Source organism: Neisseria flavescens, assembly GCF_001618065.1.
In the GTDB taxonomy this organism is placed as follows: domain Bacteria; phylum Pseudomonadota; class Gammaproteobacteria; order Burkholderiales; family Neisseriaceae; genus Neisseria; species Neisseria flavescens_A.
Map to the genome: position 1 here is coordinate 53,336 of NZ_LAEI01000070.1, position 18,616 is coordinate 71,951.

17 protein-coding genes, 1 other RNA gene and 1 pseudogene are annotated in these 18,616 nt (G+C 52.8%); 12 read left to right on the forward strand and 7 right to left on the reverse strand.

Translation table 11 applies throughout. From position 1 onward, the window contains the following. The first annotated feature begins 22 nt into the window (after positions 1-22). Both earP and efp read left to right on the forward strand, forming a co-directional pair. Positions 23-1,180, forward strand: coding sequence for an elongation factor P maturation arginine rhamnosyltransferase EarP (gene earP / locus TW89_RS10835; protein ID WP_128581431.1), 1,158 nt, complete (start codon positions 23-25; stop codon positions 1,178-1,180). Positions 1,181-1,222: 42 nt separating this feature from the next. Beyond that, positions 1,223-1,783, forward strand: coding sequence for an elongation factor P (gene efp, locus TW89_RS10840; RefSeq protein ID WP_070608205.1), 561 nt, complete (start codon positions 1,223-1,225; stop codon positions 1,781-1,783). 59 nt (positions 1,784-1,842) lie between these two features. On the opposite strand, the gene TW89_RS10845 is transcribed toward efp, so the two are convergent. Then, complete coding sequence (locus TW89_RS10845) at positions 1,843-2,442, reverse strand: MlaC/ttg2D family ABC transporter substrate-binding protein (RefSeq protein ID WP_128581432.1); 600 nt, start codon at positions 2,440-2,442, stop codon at positions 1,843-1,845. Between the two features lie 169 nt (positions 2,443-2,611). Here TW89_RS10845 and TW89_RS10850 point away from each other — a divergent pair, with 169 nt between their 5' ends. The 6 genes and pseudogenes from TW89_RS10850 to TW89_RS10870 all read left to right on the forward strand — a co-directional run bounded on the left by TW89_RS10850 (position 2,612) and on the right by TW89_RS10870 (position 6,570). After that, positions 2,612-2,827: a tautomerase family protein gene (locus TW89_RS10850; RefSeq protein ID WP_070646839.1), complete on the forward strand. Its 216-nt coding sequence runs from the start codon at positions 2,612-2,614 to the stop codon at positions 2,825-2,827. Positions 2,828-2,911: 84 nt separating this feature from the next. After that, positions 2,912-4,126 (forward strand): pyridoxal phosphate-dependent aminotransferase, encoded by a 1,215-nt coding sequence (locus TW89_RS10855; protein WP_128581433.1) that lies wholly within the window; start codon positions 2,912-2,914, stop codon positions 4,124-4,126. 113 nt (positions 4,127-4,239) lie between these two features. Next, positions 4,240-4,602: a transfer-messenger RNA gene (gene ssrA / locus TW89_RS10860) on the forward strand. A 390-nt stretch (positions 4,603-4,992) separates the two neighbouring features. Then, positions 4,993-5,166 (forward strand): annotated as a pseudogene (locus tag TW89_RS12155) (Arm DNA-binding domain-containing protein); the annotation flags it as partial. A gap of 131 nt (positions 5,167-5,297) precedes the next feature. Next, a complete protein-coding gene (locus TW89_RS10865; protein ID WP_164836727.1) occupies positions 5,298-5,837 on the forward strand; it encodes a hypothetical protein in 540 nt (179 codons plus the stop codon). 61 nt (positions 5,838-5,898) lie between these two features. Then, on the forward strand, positions 5,899-6,570 hold the full coding sequence (locus tag TW89_RS10870) for a hypothetical protein (protein WP_225522210.1): 672 nt from the start codon (positions 5,899-5,901) through the stop codon (positions 6,568-6,570). Between the two features lie 171 nt (positions 6,571-6,741). On the opposite strand, the gene TW89_RS10875 is transcribed toward TW89_RS10870, so the two are convergent. The 5 genes from TW89_RS10875 to TW89_RS10895 are packed head-to-tail and all read right to left on the reverse strand — an operon-like array spanning position 6,742 to position 16,393. Next, positions 6,742-9,471: a phospholipase D-like domain-containing anti-phage protein gene (locus TW89_RS10875; RefSeq protein WP_128581434.1), complete on the reverse strand. Its 2,730-nt coding sequence runs from the start codon at positions 9,469-9,471 to the stop codon at positions 6,742-6,744. A gap of 4 nt (positions 9,472-9,475) precedes the next feature. Beyond that, positions 9,476-12,439 (reverse strand): anti-phage-associated DUF1156 domain-containing protein, encoded by a 2,964-nt coding sequence (locus tag TW89_RS10880; protein WP_128581435.1) that lies wholly within the window; start codon positions 12,437-12,439, stop codon positions 9,476-9,478. A gap of 3 nt (positions 12,440-12,442) precedes the next feature. After that, the gene (locus TW89_RS10885) at positions 12,443-13,075 is read right to left on the reverse strand and encodes an anti-phage-associated DUF3780 domain-containing protein (RefSeq protein WP_128581436.1); all 633 of its coding nucleotides are present in this window, start codon (positions 13,073-13,075) and stop codon (positions 12,443-12,445) included. Between the two features lie 4 nt (positions 13,076-13,079). Continuing rightward, on the reverse strand, positions 13,080-16,202 hold the full coding sequence (locus tag TW89_RS10890) for an anti-phage-associated DUF499 domain-containing protein (RefSeq protein WP_128581437.1): 3,123 nt from the start codon (positions 16,200-16,202) through the stop codon (positions 13,080-13,082). After that, on the reverse strand, positions 16,199-16,393 hold the full coding sequence (locus tag TW89_RS10895; protein WP_128581438.1) for a ribbon-helix-helix protein, CopG family: 195 nt from the start codon (positions 16,391-16,393) through the stop codon (positions 16,199-16,201). The genes TW89_RS10890 and TW89_RS10895 overlap by 4 nt, the downstream gene beginning before the upstream one ends. Between TW89_RS10895 and TW89_RS10900 the strand changes: the two genes are divergently transcribed. Then, positions 16,380-16,580 (forward strand): hypothetical protein, encoded by a 201-nt coding sequence (locus tag TW89_RS10900; protein ID WP_164836730.1) that lies wholly within the window; start codon positions 16,380-16,382, stop codon positions 16,578-16,580. The two genes, TW89_RS10895 and TW89_RS10900, sit on opposite strands and share 14 nt — an antisense overlap. 147 nt (positions 16,581-16,727) lie before the next feature. Here TW89_RS10900 and TW89_RS11780 read toward each other — a convergent pair whose 3' ends face one another. Then, positions 16,728-16,970, reverse strand: coding sequence for a hypothetical protein (locus tag TW89_RS11780; protein ID WP_164836731.1), 243 nt, complete (start codon positions 16,968-16,970; stop codon positions 16,728-16,730). A 151-nt stretch (positions 16,971-17,121) separates the two neighbouring features. Between TW89_RS11780 and TW89_RS12160 the strand changes: the two genes are divergently transcribed. The 3 genes from TW89_RS12160 (at position 17,122) to TW89_RS10915 (ending at position 18,591) form a co-directional block, all read left to right on the forward strand. After that, complete coding sequence (locus TW89_RS12160) at positions 17,122-17,424, forward strand: hypothetical protein (RefSeq protein WP_283114720.1); 303 nt, start codon at positions 17,122-17,124, stop codon at positions 17,422-17,424. Beyond that, on the forward strand, positions 17,364-17,702 hold the full coding sequence (gene cas6, locus TW89_RS12165; protein ID WP_283114721.1) for a CRISPR system precrRNA processing endoribonuclease RAMP protein Cas6: 339 nt from the start codon (positions 17,364-17,366) through the stop codon (positions 17,700-17,702). Before TW89_RS12160 ends, cas6 begins: the two co-directional genes overlap by 61 nt. A 529-nt stretch (positions 17,703-18,231) precedes the next feature. Beyond that, a complete protein-coding gene (locus tag TW89_RS10915; protein WP_128581441.1) occupies positions 18,232-18,591 on the forward strand; it encodes a hypothetical protein in 360 nt (119 codons plus the stop codon). Positions 18,592-18,616 lie beyond the last annotated feature (25 nt).

Genomic DNA, 18,616 nt, shown 5'->3' on the forward strand with positions numbered 1-18,616 from the left:
ACGGCCTTGGGCATATTTTTCCATGAACACCACCTCACCTTATACCTGCTGGATTTTCTGCAATGTCATCGACAACTTCGGCGACATCGGCGTTTCATGGCGGCTGGCGCGTATTTTGCAACGCGAACTCGGCTGGCAAGTGCATTTATGGACAGACGACTTCCCGTCCCTTCAGGCACTCTGCCCTGACTTAGCCTCGATTCCCAATATCCATCAAGGCATCGGCATTCACGCTTGGCAAGCCGACCATGCCGAAGATACCGATACAGCCCCTCCCCCCGACATCGTCATCGAAACCTTCGCCTGCGAACTGCCCGACAACGTTCAAACCATCATCCGCCGACACCGACCGCTTTGGCTCAACTGGGAATACCTCAGCGCGGAAGACAGCAACGAAAGGCTGCACTTAATGCCCTCACCCCAAGCCAGCGGCATACAGAAATATTTTTGGTTTATGGGTTTCAGCGAAAAAAGCGGCGGCCTGCTGCGCGAACGCGATTACGCCAAATCGGCCGGATTTGATACGGAAACCTTACGCCGACAACTCAAACTTCCCGCAAAAAACACGCCCGAATGGCTGCTTTTCGGCTATCAAAGCAATATTTGGGCAAAATGGCTGACCATGTGGCAACAGGCCTGCCAACCCATTACCTTGCTGCTTGCAGGTACACAAATCATCGCCAGCCTGAAAAACAACGGCCTAGTGCCGCCAAACGTCCTGCTTGAAGACGGCGATGTGTATCAGAGCGAACACATTACCCTGATCAAAATCCCTTTTGTCGCCCAACAGGATTTTGATAAACTGCTTAACCTTGCCGACGGTGCCGTCATACGCGGCGAAGACAGCTTTGTTCGCGCCCAGCTCGCCGGAAAACCTTTCTTTTGGCACATCTATCCGCAAGAAGAAAATATCCATCTCGACAAGCTGCACGCTTTTTGGGACAAAGCGCATCAGGTTTATCCGGATGTTGTCGCCACGGCACACCGCCGCCTTTCCGACGAACTCAACAACGGAGAAGCACTCAGCGACAACCAGCGCCTGCAGGCATGGCAAACCCTGACGGCACATCAAAACGAATGGTGGCAAAGCGCGGCAAAATGGCGGGACGGACTTTTTGCTCAAAAAAGTGCCGTTGAAAAACTTGCTGCCTTTATTTCAAAGCACAAAAAAATACGCTAAAATAGCGCGTTTTATTACAACCGATTTGATTGGAAAACTACAATGAAAACAGCACAAGAACTGCGCGCCGGCAACGTATTTATGGTTGGCAACGACCCTATGGTTGTTCAAAAAACCGAATACATCAAAGGCGGTCGCTCTTCCGCCAAAGTCAGCATGAAACTGAAAAACCTGCTGACCGGTGCCGCTTCTGAAAGCATTTATAAAGCCGACGACAAATTCGACGTCGTAATCTTGGCCCGCAAAAACTGTACTTACAGCTACTTTGCCGACCCAATGTACGTCTTTATGGACGAAGAATTCAACCAATACGAAATCGAAGCCGACAACATCGGCGACGCGTTGAAATTCATCGTTGACGGCATGGAAGACGTATGCGAAGTCACTTTCTACGAAGGCAACCCAATCTCCGTAGAATTGCCTACCATCATCGTTCGCGAAGTTGAATACACCGAGCCTGCCGTTAAAGGCGATACCTCTGGTAAAGTGATGAAAACCGCACGTCTGGTCGGTGGCACTGAAATCCAAGTGATGTCTTACATCGAAAACGGCGACAAAGTCGAAATCGATACCCGTACCGGCGAATTCCGCAAACGTGCTTAATCAGCCCGTCACACAAAAAGGCCGTCTGAATATTCAGACGGCCTTTTTCTCAATCTGCCTTATTGTTTCTTCAAGCCCTTGGCTTCGACAGTCGCAATCGTACCGTCAATGCCTTTGCTCTTAATCAGCTCGCCAAATTGGTTGCGGTATACCGTTACCAAGCTGGTACCGTCCACGCGGATGTTGTAAATCTTATACGCACCGCCACTTTGGTAAAGCTGGTAGGCCACTTCATACTTAGTACCTTTTTTGGTCTGAATTTCCGAGAAAACGTCAAACTTATTGCCGTTTGCCGTCATCTTCGGCAACAGGCGCACATTTGCATCCGCCGCACCAATCAGTGCAGAATGCGAGTACATCGCAATCACCATATCTTTGAATGCACGGATAAAATCGGCTTTCTGTTTGGCAGAAAATTCACGCCATGGCGCACCAACCGCCAAAGCCGAAATACGCTCATAATCCAGATAACGGTTGGCATACTGCTCAACCTGTTTCACACGTTGAGCTTCTGTCAAAGACGTATTGCGTGCAATTTTCAACACAGCATCAATATTCTGCTGCATCTGCTTTTGCGCAGGATGCGTTTCCGCCGCCACATAAGGCGCGGCAATCACCATCGGCGCGGTCACAATCAAAGTCTGAAGAAAACGGTTCATGACGATATCCATCCAACCAAAATAAAACCGCATTGTAAAAACAATCTATTCCAAAAAACTTAATTCTTTGTAAAAGCAGTCATGAGCAATGAAAAATCCTGCAATCAAATTTCAGACGGCCCGATAAAAATAAGATAACATATGAACGCTATTTTAAAAGGAAAAAGCCATGCCTTACGTCAACATCAAAGTAACCGGCGGCAGTGAAGCCCCGAGTGCAGAGCAAAAAGCCGAATTAATCCGCGGCGTCACCGAATTACTTTCACGCGTTCTCAACAAAAACCCTGAGACGACCGTCGTCGTCATTGACGAAATCGATATGGACAACTGGGGCATAGGCGGCAAAAGCGTGACGGTTCGCCGAAATGAAGCGCGCAATAACTAAACTTTGGCCGTCTGAAACCCTTTTAATTTACCCTCAAAAAGAGTACATTTATCCCATTGTCTACAATTTTACGGAACACACATCATGGAGAAATTCCCCAAATCATCAAAACTGGACCACGTTTGCTACGACATCCGCGGCCCGGTTCATAAAAAAGCCCTGCAACTGGAAGAAGAAGGCAACAAAATCCTCAAGCTCAATATCGGCAACCCTGCCCCGTTCGGCTTTGAAGCGCCCGACGAAATCTTGGTTGACGTCATCCGCAATCTGCCGACTTCTCAAGGCTATTGCGACTCCAAAGGCCTTTATTCCGCACGCAAAGCCATCGTTCATTACTATCAAACCAAAGGACTGCTCGACGTTACCGTCAACGACGTTTACATCGGCAACGGCGTGTCAGAGCTGATTACCATGTCCATGCAGGCATTGCTCAACGACGGCGATGAAATCCTGATTCCTGCGCCTGACTATCCACTGTGGACCGCCGCTGCAACACTGGCAGGCGGTACCGTCCGCCATTATCTATGCGACGAAGAAAACAACTGGTTCCCCAACCTGGCCGACATGGAAGCAAAAATTACGCCTAAAACCAAAGCCATCGTCGTCATCAACCCCAACAACCCGACAGGCGCGGTGTACAGCAAAGAAATCCTGCTCGAAATCGCCGAATTAGCGCGCAAACACGGCCTGATTATTTTTGCCGACGAAATTTACGACAAAATTCTTTACGACGGTGCCGTACACCATCACATTGCCGCCCTTGCCCCCGACTTGCTGACCATTACGTTTAACGGTCTCTCCAAAGCCTACCGCGTAGCCGGTTTCCGCCAAGGCTGGATGGTGCTCAACGGCCCGAAACATCATGCCAAAGGCTATATCGAAGGCCTCGACATGCTCTCGTCTATGCGCCTTTGTGCCACCACACCCATGCAACACGCCATTCAGACGGCCTTGGGTGGATACCAAAGCATCAACGAATTCCTCCTCCCCGGCGGCCGCCTGCTCGAGCAACGCAACAAAGCATGGGAACTGGTCAACCAGATTCCGGGCATATCCTGCGTCAAACCCATGGGTGCATTGTATATGTTCCCCAAAATCGATACCGAAATGTACAGCATCCATGACGACATGAAATTCATCTACGACTTACTCGTACGTGAAAAAGTCCTGTTCGTCCAAGGCACAGGCTTTAACTGGATACGCCCCGACCACTTCCGTATCGTTACCCTGCCGCCCGTTCATCAAATCGAAGAAGCCATGGACAAACTCAAACGCTTCTTGCAAAACTACCATCAATAAACCTAAGCCAAACAGGCCGTCTGAAAAAGCAAACTGCTGTTCAGACGGCCTTTTTAATCAAACAGCAACTTGGCAAAGCCTGCTGACATGCGTATAATCGACCTTTCCTATTTGGGGGCGATCTTGGTTTCGACGGGGGTTGCAAAGCAGATGCGGGCATACCGGGGTCTCAGATTTCCCGTAAAACACTGAATTTAAATAGTCGCAAACGACGAAACTTACGCACTGGCCGCTTAAGGCCTGCCGTTGCAGCAGTTGGTCAATGGGCTGTGTAGCGCAAGCTACCGCAACGTCATTCTACATTGACTGGTTTTCTGTCGGGTTACTTGGCAGGAAACGAGATTTAAGGTAACTGGTTCTCTGAAGGCCTGTTGGTCGGCATGATGAGGACGAGATTCTAAATAGACACAACTAAGTATGTAGAACGCTCTGTAGAGGACTTTCGGACGGGGGTTCGATTCCCCCCGCCTCCACCATACCCAATTTTCAGCAGTATCCTGCAATACGCATAAAGCCTTGAGCCATAACGGTTTCAAGGCTTTTTTATTACCTTGAATATGCTGGCGTATGCTTGAGTTTTCGCAATTTATAGGGTAACTTTTCATGAGTTACCCAAAAAAACAAGCCCGAAAAGTGGGCAAATTAGCCCTATTTTTTTAAACAAGTTACCCCAAAAGTCCATAAAACCAATTATTAACAATGGCTTAATGAGTTTTTAAAAGTTACCCCAAACTGGATTAAAAATACCTAAACAGACGCTGCCACTTACAGATAGCCAATGCAAAAAACTACAACCGCCGAATTAATTATCAGACGGCGGCGGGTTATATCTTCAAGCAAGGGGAAACGGCAAATACTGGCGTTTTCGTTACTACCGGCCAAGCGACAACAAACGCGATGAAATGCGACTGGGTGTCTATCCTGAAATCAGCTTAAAAGAAGCAAGAGAAAAACGCGAAGAATTACGCAGGCTGATAGCAAAAGGGATGACCCTAAGCTACACCAGCAAGACAAAGCACAGAGGCAGGCAGAACAGCTAAAAAACACATTTGAGGCTATTGCGCGTAAATGGCACAGCGACCAAGTAGCAAAGCCGAATAAATGGAAGCCCGACCATGCACAAAGAGTTAACGGCGTTTTCTTTGCCAGTATTGATGACGATGAACAGGTTTTGCTTCGCCAAATTACCGAACTGACTTACGGTAAACAGAATTTCATCAATAACGTGATTTGGCAAAAGAAATATTCCCCGTCCAATGACGCAAAATGGCTTTCAGATAATCATGATTTCATTATTGCGTTTGCTAAAAACAAAGAAATTTGGCGACCTGATTTATTGCCACGTTCAGAAAAAACGCAAGCAATGTATAAAAACCCAGATAATGACCAACGTGGAGTTTGGAAATCTGGGGATATGTCAGTAAAAACATATTCACCATCAACAGATTATCCAATTGCCACGCCATCAGGACGTATAGTTAATCCGCCAGCAGGTAGATGTTGGCGCGTATCAAAAGAAAAATTTGAAGAATTAGTTGCAGATAATCGTATTTGGTTTGGAGAAACAGGAAATAACGTTCCATCTGTTAAACGTTTCCTTTCTGAAGTTAAAAACGGCGTAACACCTTTGACTGTATGGACTTACGAAGAAGTCGGACACAATCAGGAAGCCAAAAAAGAAATGGTTGCCTGTTTTAATGTCGGACAATAAGTTTCAACAGAATTACTTAGCAAGGCTACGCCCAAGCCTGTTCGTTTGCTAAGCCGATCAGTTGCGCGCAGAACTGGCGCAGAAGGCCAAGGATGCCGACGTGCAGGCCGCGCAGGGCAAACAGGGCGTGTGCGATGCCATCGACCGTATTCGCCAGTCCGAGGAGATTCTCAACCAGACGCTGGATGCCGAAGCGAAGGCGCACCAGACGGCGGCACGCTCGGCAATCACGGCGCGCGATGAGATTCAGCGGACGCTGACCGAGACCACACGCCAGATCGACGACATCACGGCCAAGCTCAAGGACGGGCTGAAGGTCACGCTCGACGCCGACACCACGCGCTTCGACAAGGCCATCGCTGATCTGGACAAGGCGCTGGCCGAGAAGGAATACCTGTTCCAGATCCAGGCCGATCTGCAGGAAGCGGAGAAGAAGCTCAAGGAATACGAGCAGTTACTAAAGGAAGGCAAGACGCTGCCGGTCGATGCCGATGTGTCCAAGGCCAAGGAGGCACTGGATAAGCTCAAGACCTACGCCGACCAAAACGCGCAGTTCGAGCTGAAGGTCGCGACCGAGAAGGCGCAGGCGGCTATCACCAATGTCGAGGGGATGATCAAGGCGCTGGATCGCATCCAGACCGAGTCGCAGCATCAGGTGGCCAGCAACGTCGGTGCGGTACGCGCGGAAAGCCGAGTAGTTGCCGTTTCTATATGCCATTGTCACTCCCGTTGAAAGTTTGGATTTTGAAAAGTAGATCGCAGACCACGACCGACCGCAGCATCACGACAGCCGACCGGTATTTGCCCGCCGTGTAGCAGCTCAATACCTCGGAGAAGTATTCCCTGCTGCGAGCATCGAAGATTTGACTCGCGCGCTGTTCTATTGAGTACTCATCCAGCATCGTCATCCCGTCCAAGCCGTGGTCATCAGCACTGCGAAGTCTCGCCGTGACAGTACCTCGGAACAATCCCGCCAGTCTTTCTCCGGTGGCTCCATCGTGCCCGTATAGCGCAGGTCAAATCCCGTCGCCTCTTTCTGAGCATTGATGAACTCGTCCATCTTTTCCCCGAGGGTCTCGATGTCCTCTATCCATTCGTCCTTGATAGTGTCAGGAACTGATCCAAATAAGTCGTAGCGATTGCGCATCCGCTCCGACAGGCGTTCGTAGATCTTCTCGTCCACGGTTTGCTCATTCACTAGGTTGAGCATATCCACGGTTTCGCGCTTCTGGCCGAAGCGCTTGATGCGTCCGATCCTCTGTTCGAGGCGAGTCGGATTCCACGGCAAATCAATATTGATCAAGGTGCCCAGAGTTTGAAGATTGAGACCTTCGCAGGCCGCATCTGTAGCAACCATGATGCGGATCTCGTGTTCAGCCACCATTTTTTTGAGCGTTTCCCGCTCGCACGTCACGCTATCGCCACGTTGATACAAACGACTACGGCCTGCACCAGCGTACAGGCCAATTGCTTCATCCGGGTACCGCGTAGCTAACTCGTCGGCGACCCACTTTGCCGTGTCGTAGTACTGACTGAAGATAATGACCCCGAGCTCGCGCCACTTTTCTCTTTCCAGGTAATGGATAACGGCGTTGAGTTTTGGGTCTTCCTCAATGTGCTCTAGGCGACTGATCAGCCGGAGCAAAACCTCGCGCTCTTCGCCGCTTTCAACCTTCAGATCACCTTCTTGCTCATCTTCCTCTTGGTGGATCGTCCGGCCCTCCAAAAGCATCCTAGCGGTACTGAGTCCTGCCTGAATGCTGGAGCAAATGCGTTGCTCCATGAGGTTTTTCATGAACCCGCCGCGCTTACCGAGCGCCTTACCAAACAAGCGCGCCTCTCGATAGGCTTCACGGAAGTTCTCATTGGTTCGCAGGGCCTTGGCTTCAAATAGCGCATCGAACCAACGTGGGTCGCCTACAAGCTGGCGATCTGGATGAACGTCGACACCGACCTTAGTCAACAGTCCAGCCTCTTCGAGGCTGACGCGTTTGCGCAATACGACGTGACGCACCAATGGATTCTCTCGCTGGAATAGGGTGGCACCCGAAATTCGGCGCTCCAACTCATCTTCCAAGATCTCCCGGGTATCCTCCGTCAGATCTGTAGCTGTCTTGGTGGTTTGCCACTCCCCGTTGACAAGCCCCAAGTCCTGACGAATAGCGCTGAACAGCTTTCTCGCTCGCGGTTCTTGGGTGGAGTCAACCAGTGGTAAAGGCGATCTCAGCAGTTGCCAAGCAAATCCAACATCAGTGACCTCTTGCTCCCCGGAAAGGATAGACAGCACTTTACGAGGCCGGTGCCACGGCGCAGAGTTATTGCCGAGGACAAAGTTGCCTTTGCCTTGATGGAGAATGCCGATCAAGTCCCATAAGTCCTCGGGCTGGGTCTGAACCGGCGTCGCAGTGCCCAGAAGAACATGATCTGAGCGCGCCGCAATCTCACGCATGAACGCTAGCAGCTCATTCGGGGAGCCTGCATCCTTGCCAAAGCCTTGGCGACTGCGCGCCTTGTGGGCTTCATCAAGGATGACCAAACCGAAACGCAGGCCCAGGAGGTGCTGTTTCTCCGGGGAGTCCCGCATCATCAGTCCAGTGGAGACAATCCCAATCCGCAGGGGGCACTTGGCTATCTGCTCGCGGCCTGCAGGTGAGATTACGCGTTCATCAGTGCCCAGCCAAACCTTGCGCAAGGTGTCCCAGCGCGCACAGGGGATCGCCAGCTTATCGATCATCTCTGTCTGCCATTGTTCGCACAGGGTGGCCGGAGCAAAGATCACCACTGGCTTGCGCGCCTGGTTTTCTCGATCCGCCAACAAACAAAGTGTCAGCGCTGCGGTACCGAGGGACAGCGTCTTTCCGAGCCCCACCTCATCGGCCAGCAGCAGCCTCACTACTTTGTGCTGTTGGTGGTGGCGCAGGCACTCGGTGATAAACCCCTGCTGCCAAGGCTGCAGCGACAATCCCTCGCGGTAAAGAGGCGATTCGATCAAGGCCGCTGGTGCGAGATCCTCCTCTTCGTCGATCTCGTCGAAGAACACCTCGCGGCGGTAGCCACGTCGATGGACCTCCCGGATGATCACCTGCGGAAGCGGTCGAGCTGCATTCCACAAAAACTCGAACTCTTCCTCAATCCAGGCAATCCCTTCGGGAGATTCGTCTTCCCACAAAATCTCGTAGTGGCGTTGCCAGCCGCTACGAGTCTCATTCATCGAGCCGATGAAGCCCAACTTGCGGCCGTCAGCCAGCTCGATGACTCCCGCCTTACCATGCACGAAGCCGCAGATGTTGTCTGGAGCCACGCGCACGGCCTGACCATGCTTCTGCAAGAAGGTGTCTAAGCGACGATAGCGATCTCGATTGAGCAAGGCCTCTGCTTCGATAGCCTTCTCGTTCCAACGCCCCATCATCTTGGCTTCGCGTAGCTGCGCCACCTTCAGATCGTCGGGGTGGATGTCCACGTTGCAGACAATCTTGACCTCAGGAATGGTCTCCAGCAGTTCGTTGGCGACCTCAAACAGCGAGCTTGTGAAGTAGCCAGCGATACGCTTATAGCTGCGAGCCCCCTGCAGATGCTGCAACAGGAAGCTCGCATCGAGCCGATGGGTCCGGGAGGAGAAGCGCTGGATCGACATTCACTTAGGCTCCAAACCGCAGGTTCTTGAGGCGTGCCCCCAGCACTTCAGCACCGGCGCGGACTTGCTCTTCCGGGGCTTTGCGTTCAATAAAGGCCAACAAATCCACCAGCAGTGAGCGGACCTCGAGGAAGTCGGCCATTTCGGCCTGCAATTGGCTGACGATGGCCTGCGGTTCGGTTTCCTCCAACACCTGTTGCACGCCAATGATCAAGCGCCCGAGTCGAGTGGCACCGAGCTCGGTGCTGTCGGTCAAGTCGCGGGAGGCAAACTCGGGCACGCGCTTCAGTCTAGCTTGATTGGCCGCCATACTGCCCATCACTCGGCTGTAGTCGTCAACCCGGAAGGCCTTGGCAAAGTTCTGATAGTTGTCGAGCTTGGCCGCGCCCGTAGTTTCCATATCCATCATGCGCAGCATGAAGCGCTCGATACCCGTCAGTTTGGTCCAGGTGTCGGCTGCCAGACCCTCGGGCACTAGTAGACTGTTGGCCGCTTCTGCCGCCTGCTGCACGATCTCATCGACCACTGTGACCTCGCCGCGCACGCGTGGGCGCAGTGCGAAAGCAGTCACGTCCTCGCCACCAATTTGCGTATAGGCCGTCAGCACCTTCAGAGCGGCGGCGTAACCTGCCATCTGCAAGTCGGAGTCGTTGAAAACGGGTTCGCCGTGTTTGCTCTTCACCTCGTCATTTAGGTGCATCATCGTTTCAATCTGACGCTGCACTTCGCTGCGCACGGCAGGGAGGATACGTTGCTTGAAGCCTGCGCGATCACCTGCAGCACGCTTCTTCAACATCAGAATCACGGTGCCCTGTACGTAGCCACCTTTCTTCAACTCGGACGTCGTTTCGGTGGCGATGTACCAAGCTGCCACGACCTGCAAGCCAGCAGCCCAGAAGATGCCGACCATGTCCGACCAAACACCCGTGTCCTGGTGGGTGAACATCACGCACTGCATGCCGTTGTCTGGCATATGATCCGCCATCGCCTTGTAGGCGGTGACCATTCCGCGCCGGAAGTCCTCACCCGAACCCTTGATGGCCAGTGCGCGGCGTGAATCCCACACCCACTCATCGAATGGCTTGGGTGGGTTCTTGCGCAGCCAGGCGATGAAAAATTCAGTGATCTCGTGGTAGTTCACCGCATCGGCGTAGGGTGGGTCTGTGATCCAAAGTTCACAGCTTTGTGTGGGCCTTTCTGCAGGCGACGAGACGATGGAGCGATCCACAGCGGGCAATGACGCCTCGGCCATCTTGAATGACGAGGCCCCGAAGCCCGCCCACGAGCGCGTTGCGTAATTGAAGAAGGTATTTAGTGCCTGATTCGAGAATACGCCTTTCGGTCCACCCAGTCCGCCGCCTTGCGATGTGGCCCAGCGACAAAGCCTTGAGTTGAAATCGGCCGCCTTAGCCAGATTAATCCAGCCCAAGGGGGCGGAGCCTGAACTTCTCCATGTCTTGATTGAGATCGCTTGAAGCAGGAGTTGTCGCGCATTAAAAAGATGGTGCCAATGCGTCCACCCACGTTCACGACCGAGGCGAGTTGTTTCAGAACCAGGCTCTACAGCCATGTCCGGCGCCAACCCCTCTGCCTGCCATTGGGTAAGATTCTCAGAGACCAGCTTTTCCACCTGGCGCTCGCGTGCGAGGTCGGCTTCGGTCACCGTGGAGAAATAGGTGATCTGCCGCGACGCATTGATGGACTTCTTGGTGATCCACTGGATGGCGTAGAGGCGCTCCTGAAAGATGTCATCGGGTTGTGGATGAAACTCATCTTTCTCCCAACGACGCAGGCGATTGCCGGTATTGCCATCCGCATCACGGAAATCACCGCGCAGCGTCTTGATCGGTGAGCGATAGGTGCGACCATTGAGGGTGTAGACCATGTTCCCGTCTTGTACGGTGCCCTTATCGGCAGCCGCGATCTGTGCTGCAGATGCGCCCGTGACGACTTCGATGTCGAAACGCTTGTTCTTCTCGTCAGGGATGAGCTTGGCAACCGCGCCTTGTTTGGGCGAGATCACCCAACTCGGCGAGAGCGGAATCATCCACCCGGTTTCAGGACAACGCGTCTCCAGACAATAAAGGTACGCCTTGGCACGGTTGCCTTTCTCGTCATGTTCGACGCCTAGTTTGGTGATCTCCTTGTCGATCACATCAAACACAGCCTGTTGATCCCGATCAATCTCTGCCCGGCGCTCGGGGGAGGCTCCGATGACATTGAGTGCGCCCCAGGTCAGCATGCACGCAATCGGGTTCAAATCGGAGGCATAGGCGTCGCAGCCAATGCGTGCTGCTTCAAAGGGAATCGAACCACCGCCACTGAAGGTATCACCGGCCCTCGGCCGATGGCCGTAGCGCAGCATGCCCAGTTGTTCAACCAGTTCGGCAATGTTGTTGACGTTGATGCCTAAATGTGCGTAATGCTGGTTAACGGCCTCCCACGCCGGAGCGTAAAGCCATTCCTGATCCACTTCTTCGGGGCGTTTGCCCAGACCGGCCTTTTCCTCGTAGCTACCAAAGGTCGCCAATGCTCTGCGATAGAGCACCAGCTTGTCATCGTCGGTGATGTCACGCCGCCAGCCCCGTCCGGAAAAATAGTGCTCGGGGTCGCTGATGGGGATCAGTTCCTGCAAGCGCGTCGCGGACAGCGCGTTTTCAGCTAGCGCACGCCTTGCGAGGCTTTCCTCATCGAAGGCCATCAACTTCTCGAACACCGCGAGGTCTTGTTCAGGGTCGTCAGTCGTGGGCAGCAGGCTACCAAGCACGATGGCGCGCACCAGGATCAGAGGTTTACGCCCTTTCCAATAGGAACCCAACCCAGTCAGCGTCTGGGCAGCAACTGCTTTACGTTCGGCTTGCGCCTCGAACGAGACTTTTTGCGCAGGGAACACCGATTCAATCAGGGCCGGTGCGTCCTTGAGCGCCAGCGGAACTAGGGGAGTTATTGTTCTTACCGCTTCATTCATTTTTCATTCGTTCCCAAATAGGTCCAAGGTCGGGCGGTCGCTGTCGTCGCCCGCGCGTTGACGCCGCGCCTTGGGTTGCAGCAGTTCGCTTTGTGCGACGTCACCTAGCGCATGGCGCAACGCCAACCGCCACCCTTTGTCACTGTCGTTGATGCCGCCTGTGCTCATGGCCGTCATGCCAAAGAGCCACCAGCGCTCTTCGGGGCGCAGCGCCAGCCAATTCCTCACGGCGACCGGCACTTTCTCAATCTCCATGTGTTCCACGGCCCACGCGAGGACACAGAGCTCCTTGCCCAACAGTCTGTCCACTGGGTTGTCGCCGACTTTCCAGGCGCTAGGCTTGAGCTCGTGCCCATTGAGCCGGGCATTGAATGCGCGCTGAACTTCTGAGCGGATGGCCGTCCAGCGTGGTCGATCCAGCAACACGCGGTCGATAACCGCGTGCTCATCGGCGGTGGCTTGCATGCCGAGGTACTCACTTATCTGCACGCGCCCGGTGTTGCTCCGAGGAATGATGACCTTGAAGTGATGCGGGTCCGAGGTGGTAGGCACGCCAAAGCCCAGCGTAGGGTGCAGACTCTTCTGCCCAACCGCTTTGCTTTTTGCCGCGCTGCTTGCCGCCTTGGATTGAGTCATCTCTTTAGTTCTCCTGAATAACGTCGCCGGGCTTGAGCTCAATACCCACCAGCTTGGCGAACTCTTTGGCAGCAAATCCAGTGTCGAACTGGATGCCATCGGCAATGGTGATGGCGACCGGTGCTTGGTCTTCGTTCAATACCTGACGAAGGCTGTTCACCACACCCTCAATCATTGCTGCGGTTACTTCTCGCTCTTGAAAGCGAATGGTCACAGTGTTTTCGCCCTCGCCAATCTCAATGCGGACACCCTTGAACCGAGTGCCCGGCTGATCGCGGAAGCGGTTGATAACGCCGTAGACGCGATCAGTGGTGTCCAGCGCAACTCGCTTGGATTGCAGCTTGGCTGGCTTGGTGTCAACAATCTGAACCGTCTTGTCGCCACTTGCAGGAACCTGAAAGTCCGCTGTCTTGTTGGCTTCACCAGCGCGTGCATAGACCAAGAGGCGTACCGCTTGAGGCCCGATCTCGAACGGCCCCTCGTAGGGCGTGCCGTCCTTGGGATTGGAACCATCCAGCGTGTAGAACAGATCTGCCTTGGGTGTGCTCGCTAGGGTGATGCGCCGCTTGTCAGCGGCTGGATCAACCTGGTGGCGAATCTTGAGATCGGCAGTCCACCGAACAGGCGCACCGGTTTCGTACTGGCCGGTCTGATCTTTAGCCAGGAAGTAGAGCGTGCCTTCTCCGGTCGTGAAGCTATCGAGATCGTCCACCGCTTTCCCGGTAACCAGTTCCTCTTGCCGGGTTGCATAAACGACCATTGGGCTTTCGCCTGCGTGCCGAGGGGTGAGACTCAAGATGGTCTCGCCGGTGTCGGGATGGCTACCGACCACGGAGACGTTGACAGTGGTCTTGTCTTTGGGGAACGGTCCCTTTTCGACATACCCATCCTCACCCAATCGCCAGCGACCCTGCTTCAGTGCCTCCGTCTTGAGGGTGTCCATACCGCCGCTACCGGGCATCCAGGGCCAAACGGGATTGCTCTTGGCACGGCTGACGACGTCCTTCCACGGGGTGCGCCGGTTGTCCTTTCCTGATGGCCAGAGGTATTCCTCAGCCATCGCAAAGTATTCATTAAAGTTCTCGGCGAGATCGGCTGCGAGTTTGTAGTTGGCGCGTGGGCTGGCTAGCAGGGATTCGATCTGAGCCTCAGCGGATTGATCTCCTTTACCCAGCTTCAACCCGTTGTCGATGGTGACTGGCGCGAGAAACTCGCGCCCATCCAAATCATCAACACTGGGGAAGTAGACGCGGTTGTATACTGCCGACAGGGCTTTCTCGAAGCGATCTTCGGCTTCTTCCATTCGATCGCGTGCTTCCTCAAAAAGCGTGTCTCCAGCCTTCAGCCGTTTATGAATCTGCTCAATGGCATAGAGCTCCCGCAGGCGATCCTCGACCGCATCAGCCATATGACTGTCCTGGCCTGTAAGCACAAGCAGGTTGTTCTTCTCCTGCTGGTAGTCGAAGAAGCTCTGCAGTTCGCTCGGTGGCACCTTGCCGTCTGGCTTGATGACAATTAGCGTTCGCGGCCCAGTGAGCTTCAGCTCGTCTAGCTTCGGTAGTACCTGCACATCCTGATAGGCGTTGCGCCGCTCGGGCTGCAGGATGCCAGTCAGTCGGTTGATGAGCGCCTGGTCAACCTTGGGCTGCGGTACTTCCTTGGCGTTGCGTTCGATTTGGCGCGAGAGGTTTTCCGTTTCCTTGATGAAGAAACGCTGATCCTCGCGGTGGAGATACCACGCGTGCTCACGGAGTCGTTGCAGCGCCTGGAGAAATTCATCCGCCTTGCGGTTGGGCGCGGCCAGGAACTCGATGATCTCGCTGTCGGACAAGCCAATCCGCCCACCGACTGCGCGCGACAAGGACGATGCCAATAGCAGCGTCATCACTTGCTGGGCGGCATCGCCGTCCAGTTCGTCATCGATGGTTTCCGCGATGGCATTACCGTTGTCGGCGATGTCGCGGGTGAGCGCTGGCATCAACTTTGGCGCGATGCGTTCGATCTCGTCTTTGACTTGATCGTCATTGAGTGCCAAATGCTGGGTGCCGATAAGGAAAACGTCGTCTGCCTCCCGTTCCGCAACACTCTTCAATAACCGGGCGGTGAACTGCATCAAGCCACGGGTCTGGCGGAAGCCTTCGTTCTCCTTGAACAGGGCAACCAGATGCTTGAATGAGGGATGGAACGGATAGGTCTCGCGAACTTGCTCGGCAATCTGTTCCAGGCTGGCGACGACAATGTAGCCCCCATCTTCGGCCTTCTTGATTTGCTGGGCGTATTCGTCGGCGATGTCGGCGATAACGCGCTCGTCAGGAAGTTCGTCAATCAGGCGCTTCTTGAGGATCTCGTAGATCTCGTTACCGGCCAGTTGCACCGGCGTGATCGTCATTGCCTGGCGGCGAGTTTCCTGCTGCAGATTGGAAATGGCATCCGCGAGAGCCTTGGTCTGCGCTTTGTAGCTGCCGGAAAGGTTGGCGACGACGATGGCGCAGTTGGGCAACTCAAGCGCGGCACTCATCAAGCTGCTGAGGCTGTAAACCACCATGTTGGCGAGCGTGCCCTGTCCAAACACCTGGGTGCTGGCGTTGTCAAGGTAGGGGGGTAACTCGTCGAGCAAGATCAGCGTGGGCTTGTCCCCAATGATTTCTTTCCACTGACGTTGGTCGACCGCTTTGGGGCCATTGACCCAGTAGGGCTTAATGGCCTCTGCTTCGCCTAGCTGCGTCGCGATTTCGCCCCAGATGTAGTTGTCGGGGTTGTTGCGACCGTTGAAAGCGGCGATGCGGGCCTGACCGAAATCCACGCGATCACTCAAGTCAGTGGCAAGGACTTCCGGACGCAGATGAGGATGTCGCGCCAGCAGACCAAGTGCGATCATCATGTGCGTCTTACCGCCACCCATTGCTTGGGTCAGTTCGAAGACGGCCTGATCAGACTTACCGGACAGGCGCAGTAGGCCTTCGCGGAAGAGTTGCTCCATGCCGTACGTGACGAAGTTGCGCGAGAAGAACTCTCGACCGTCACCCGCATCATGAATCAGATCGGCCAGGTTCTCGATGCCCTGACTCATCCGGTAGTCTTGAATGACCGGGTTGAACCGGCAGGCCTGCTTAACCGTCTTGATCATGAACGCTCTCCACTCTTGTTCTCGGTTTCGGAGTCGGGGATGGCAATGCCTCGCTGCTCGCAGTAGCCACGAATCAAGACCTCGATCATGTTCGCGATGGAGCGATGCTCCGCGTGAGCTGCGACGCGCAATGCCTCCTTCAAGCTCGGATCGATCCGAAAGGCCAGCGTGGCGGTTTTGCTGTTGACCATAGCCTCTCCTGACTCCACTGTAAATGTACTGCATTCTACAGTATTGCTCATTCTCCAACAAGAAGTCGGCGTCTGCCGTCAATCGTGCGGGGGTTGGTCGGGCAGGAGCGAAGAACTGCGACGTGGCACCCCTAGCTTGGCGAAAAAGCTGCGCGCCAACGCCAACCCTCTTGGAGTAGTGGCTTGAGGCGAGTGGAACCATGAGGAATGCCATTCAGGAGTCGTGGACCGTAAGGGTGCAGGGACTCCATGAACGCGCTTTTTAACCAAGAAGCCAAGTGCCGGATGTGCGATTCGGCCAAATCGTCGAATCCATACCCTCAAGGCCAAGGCGTTACCATCTGGCTCGGCAAACGGACGCGGGTTCGGTTCCGTGTTCCATCACCAAGATATCCGATAAGTATCCTATACTTATCTCCATTTCTGTGTTTTTTGGCACACTATTGGCACATTTTCCACTAAGAAGCTGCTCAATTTTGGACTTTTCACGCTGTTTGTCGGCCAAGTCAATCCAGCGGGAATAGTTTTCAAGTAGCATTTTCATGGTGCTGTATCCCATCTGACGGGCTACCCACATGGGGTTGGCTCCGGCCATGAGGTTGAGTGTGGCAAATGTATGGCGGGTGTTGTAGGGTTTCCTGTACCTTACCCCCGCTATTTTTATAGCGTGCTGCCACGGTCTCCACGGCACTTTGTCGTTCTCAAACGGGCTGCCGGTTTTCGGATTGATGAAAACGTATCCGCTTGACAGCCCTGCTCTTTGCCATTGCCTACGTAAGGCAGGCAATACAGGCAAAGGCGAGTTGACCAGCATTACCGTGCAGCAGGCAGACGGCAGTTTTCTGACAATTAGCGAGCATGACAGCCCCATCGAGCGGCACAATAACAGCATCAGGCTACCTGAACGCTATCCTACACAAGCGCGTATTCAGCTGCTCACCCCCTGCGCATCCAACAAAAAGGCAAGATTTTGCGCGAAACCGAACTTACGCAAGAGATTTTCTTGCGCCAACTTCTGCGCCGTTATCTAACGCTTGCCCATCTGCACTGGAATAATCACACGGACACTGCTGAGCTATCGAGCCAAATCGGCGGGCAAGGTTTCCCTCCACAGCTTTCATGGTATGAGTACCACCATTTTTCCAACCGTCAAAGGCAAATCACACCACTCAGCGGCCTAATCGGCACATGGCAACTGACCGATCTTCCCCCTACTTTCTCGCAAATGCTGTATATCGGGCAATGGTTGCATTTGGGGAAAGAAACTGTATTCGGCAACGGACAGTACCGCATTATTCAGGTAGCCTGAAAGAAATACCCGATACAAAAAACAGCCTTGACGGAACAAACCATCAAGGCTGTTTGATATTTATCCCCAATAAGTGAGGCAAGTCTTCCGACTGCGCTAAATTAATATCCCATTGTTTTCAAATTTCTGCATAGTTAAGAATAGTTAATATATTTCTTAACCAACAAAAACATTATTTAATGAAATCTTTACTAAAAAGAGCGATCGAAAGACAGACTTTTGTCATCTAGTAGAGTTATATATAAATTGCATTGGCCGAGAATATTATTTTGCAAAAAGAACATCTTACGATTGGACATATAACGAAAGTAAAAGCGACAAAGAGGCTGAATTTCCTGAACAGAAAATATACAAGGGAGATTTCATCTATGTTACGCCAGTTAATGCTAAATATTTAGAGGGAGGAAAAGAATCTTTCACGGTACACACCATAGATACATTAGCATTTATAGATAATTATGGCTTATGGGGCAAAATTACAGCTGATAAGCCTAATGTACATTTTGAATTTGAACGTCTTGAATTTTGTTTGATTCCGCATGATTTTTTAAATGGACTTGGTTTATCAGACAGCATAAGTATAAAGCGAGAAGATTTGGATAATCCTAGAAATATCATTAGGGTAAGTAAAAATGAACTATGTATTATGCAAGACGATTTAATCGAACTTCAAAAGGAATTAGCGAATAGAATCAAAGGGAAAAAAGAGAAAGAAATAAATGATAAAAAATCCTTACTGAATATCATATCTGGTTTGAAAGAATTGATAATTGACAAGAGAGTCAAAAAGAATCAGGCAGAAATAATCGATTATTTGATAAATAAAACAGAAGGTTACGGAATATCTGAAGCCAACCTAAAAGCCAAATTTGCAGAGGCAAACAACTAAAAAAGTCTAATTGTACTGAAGCCGC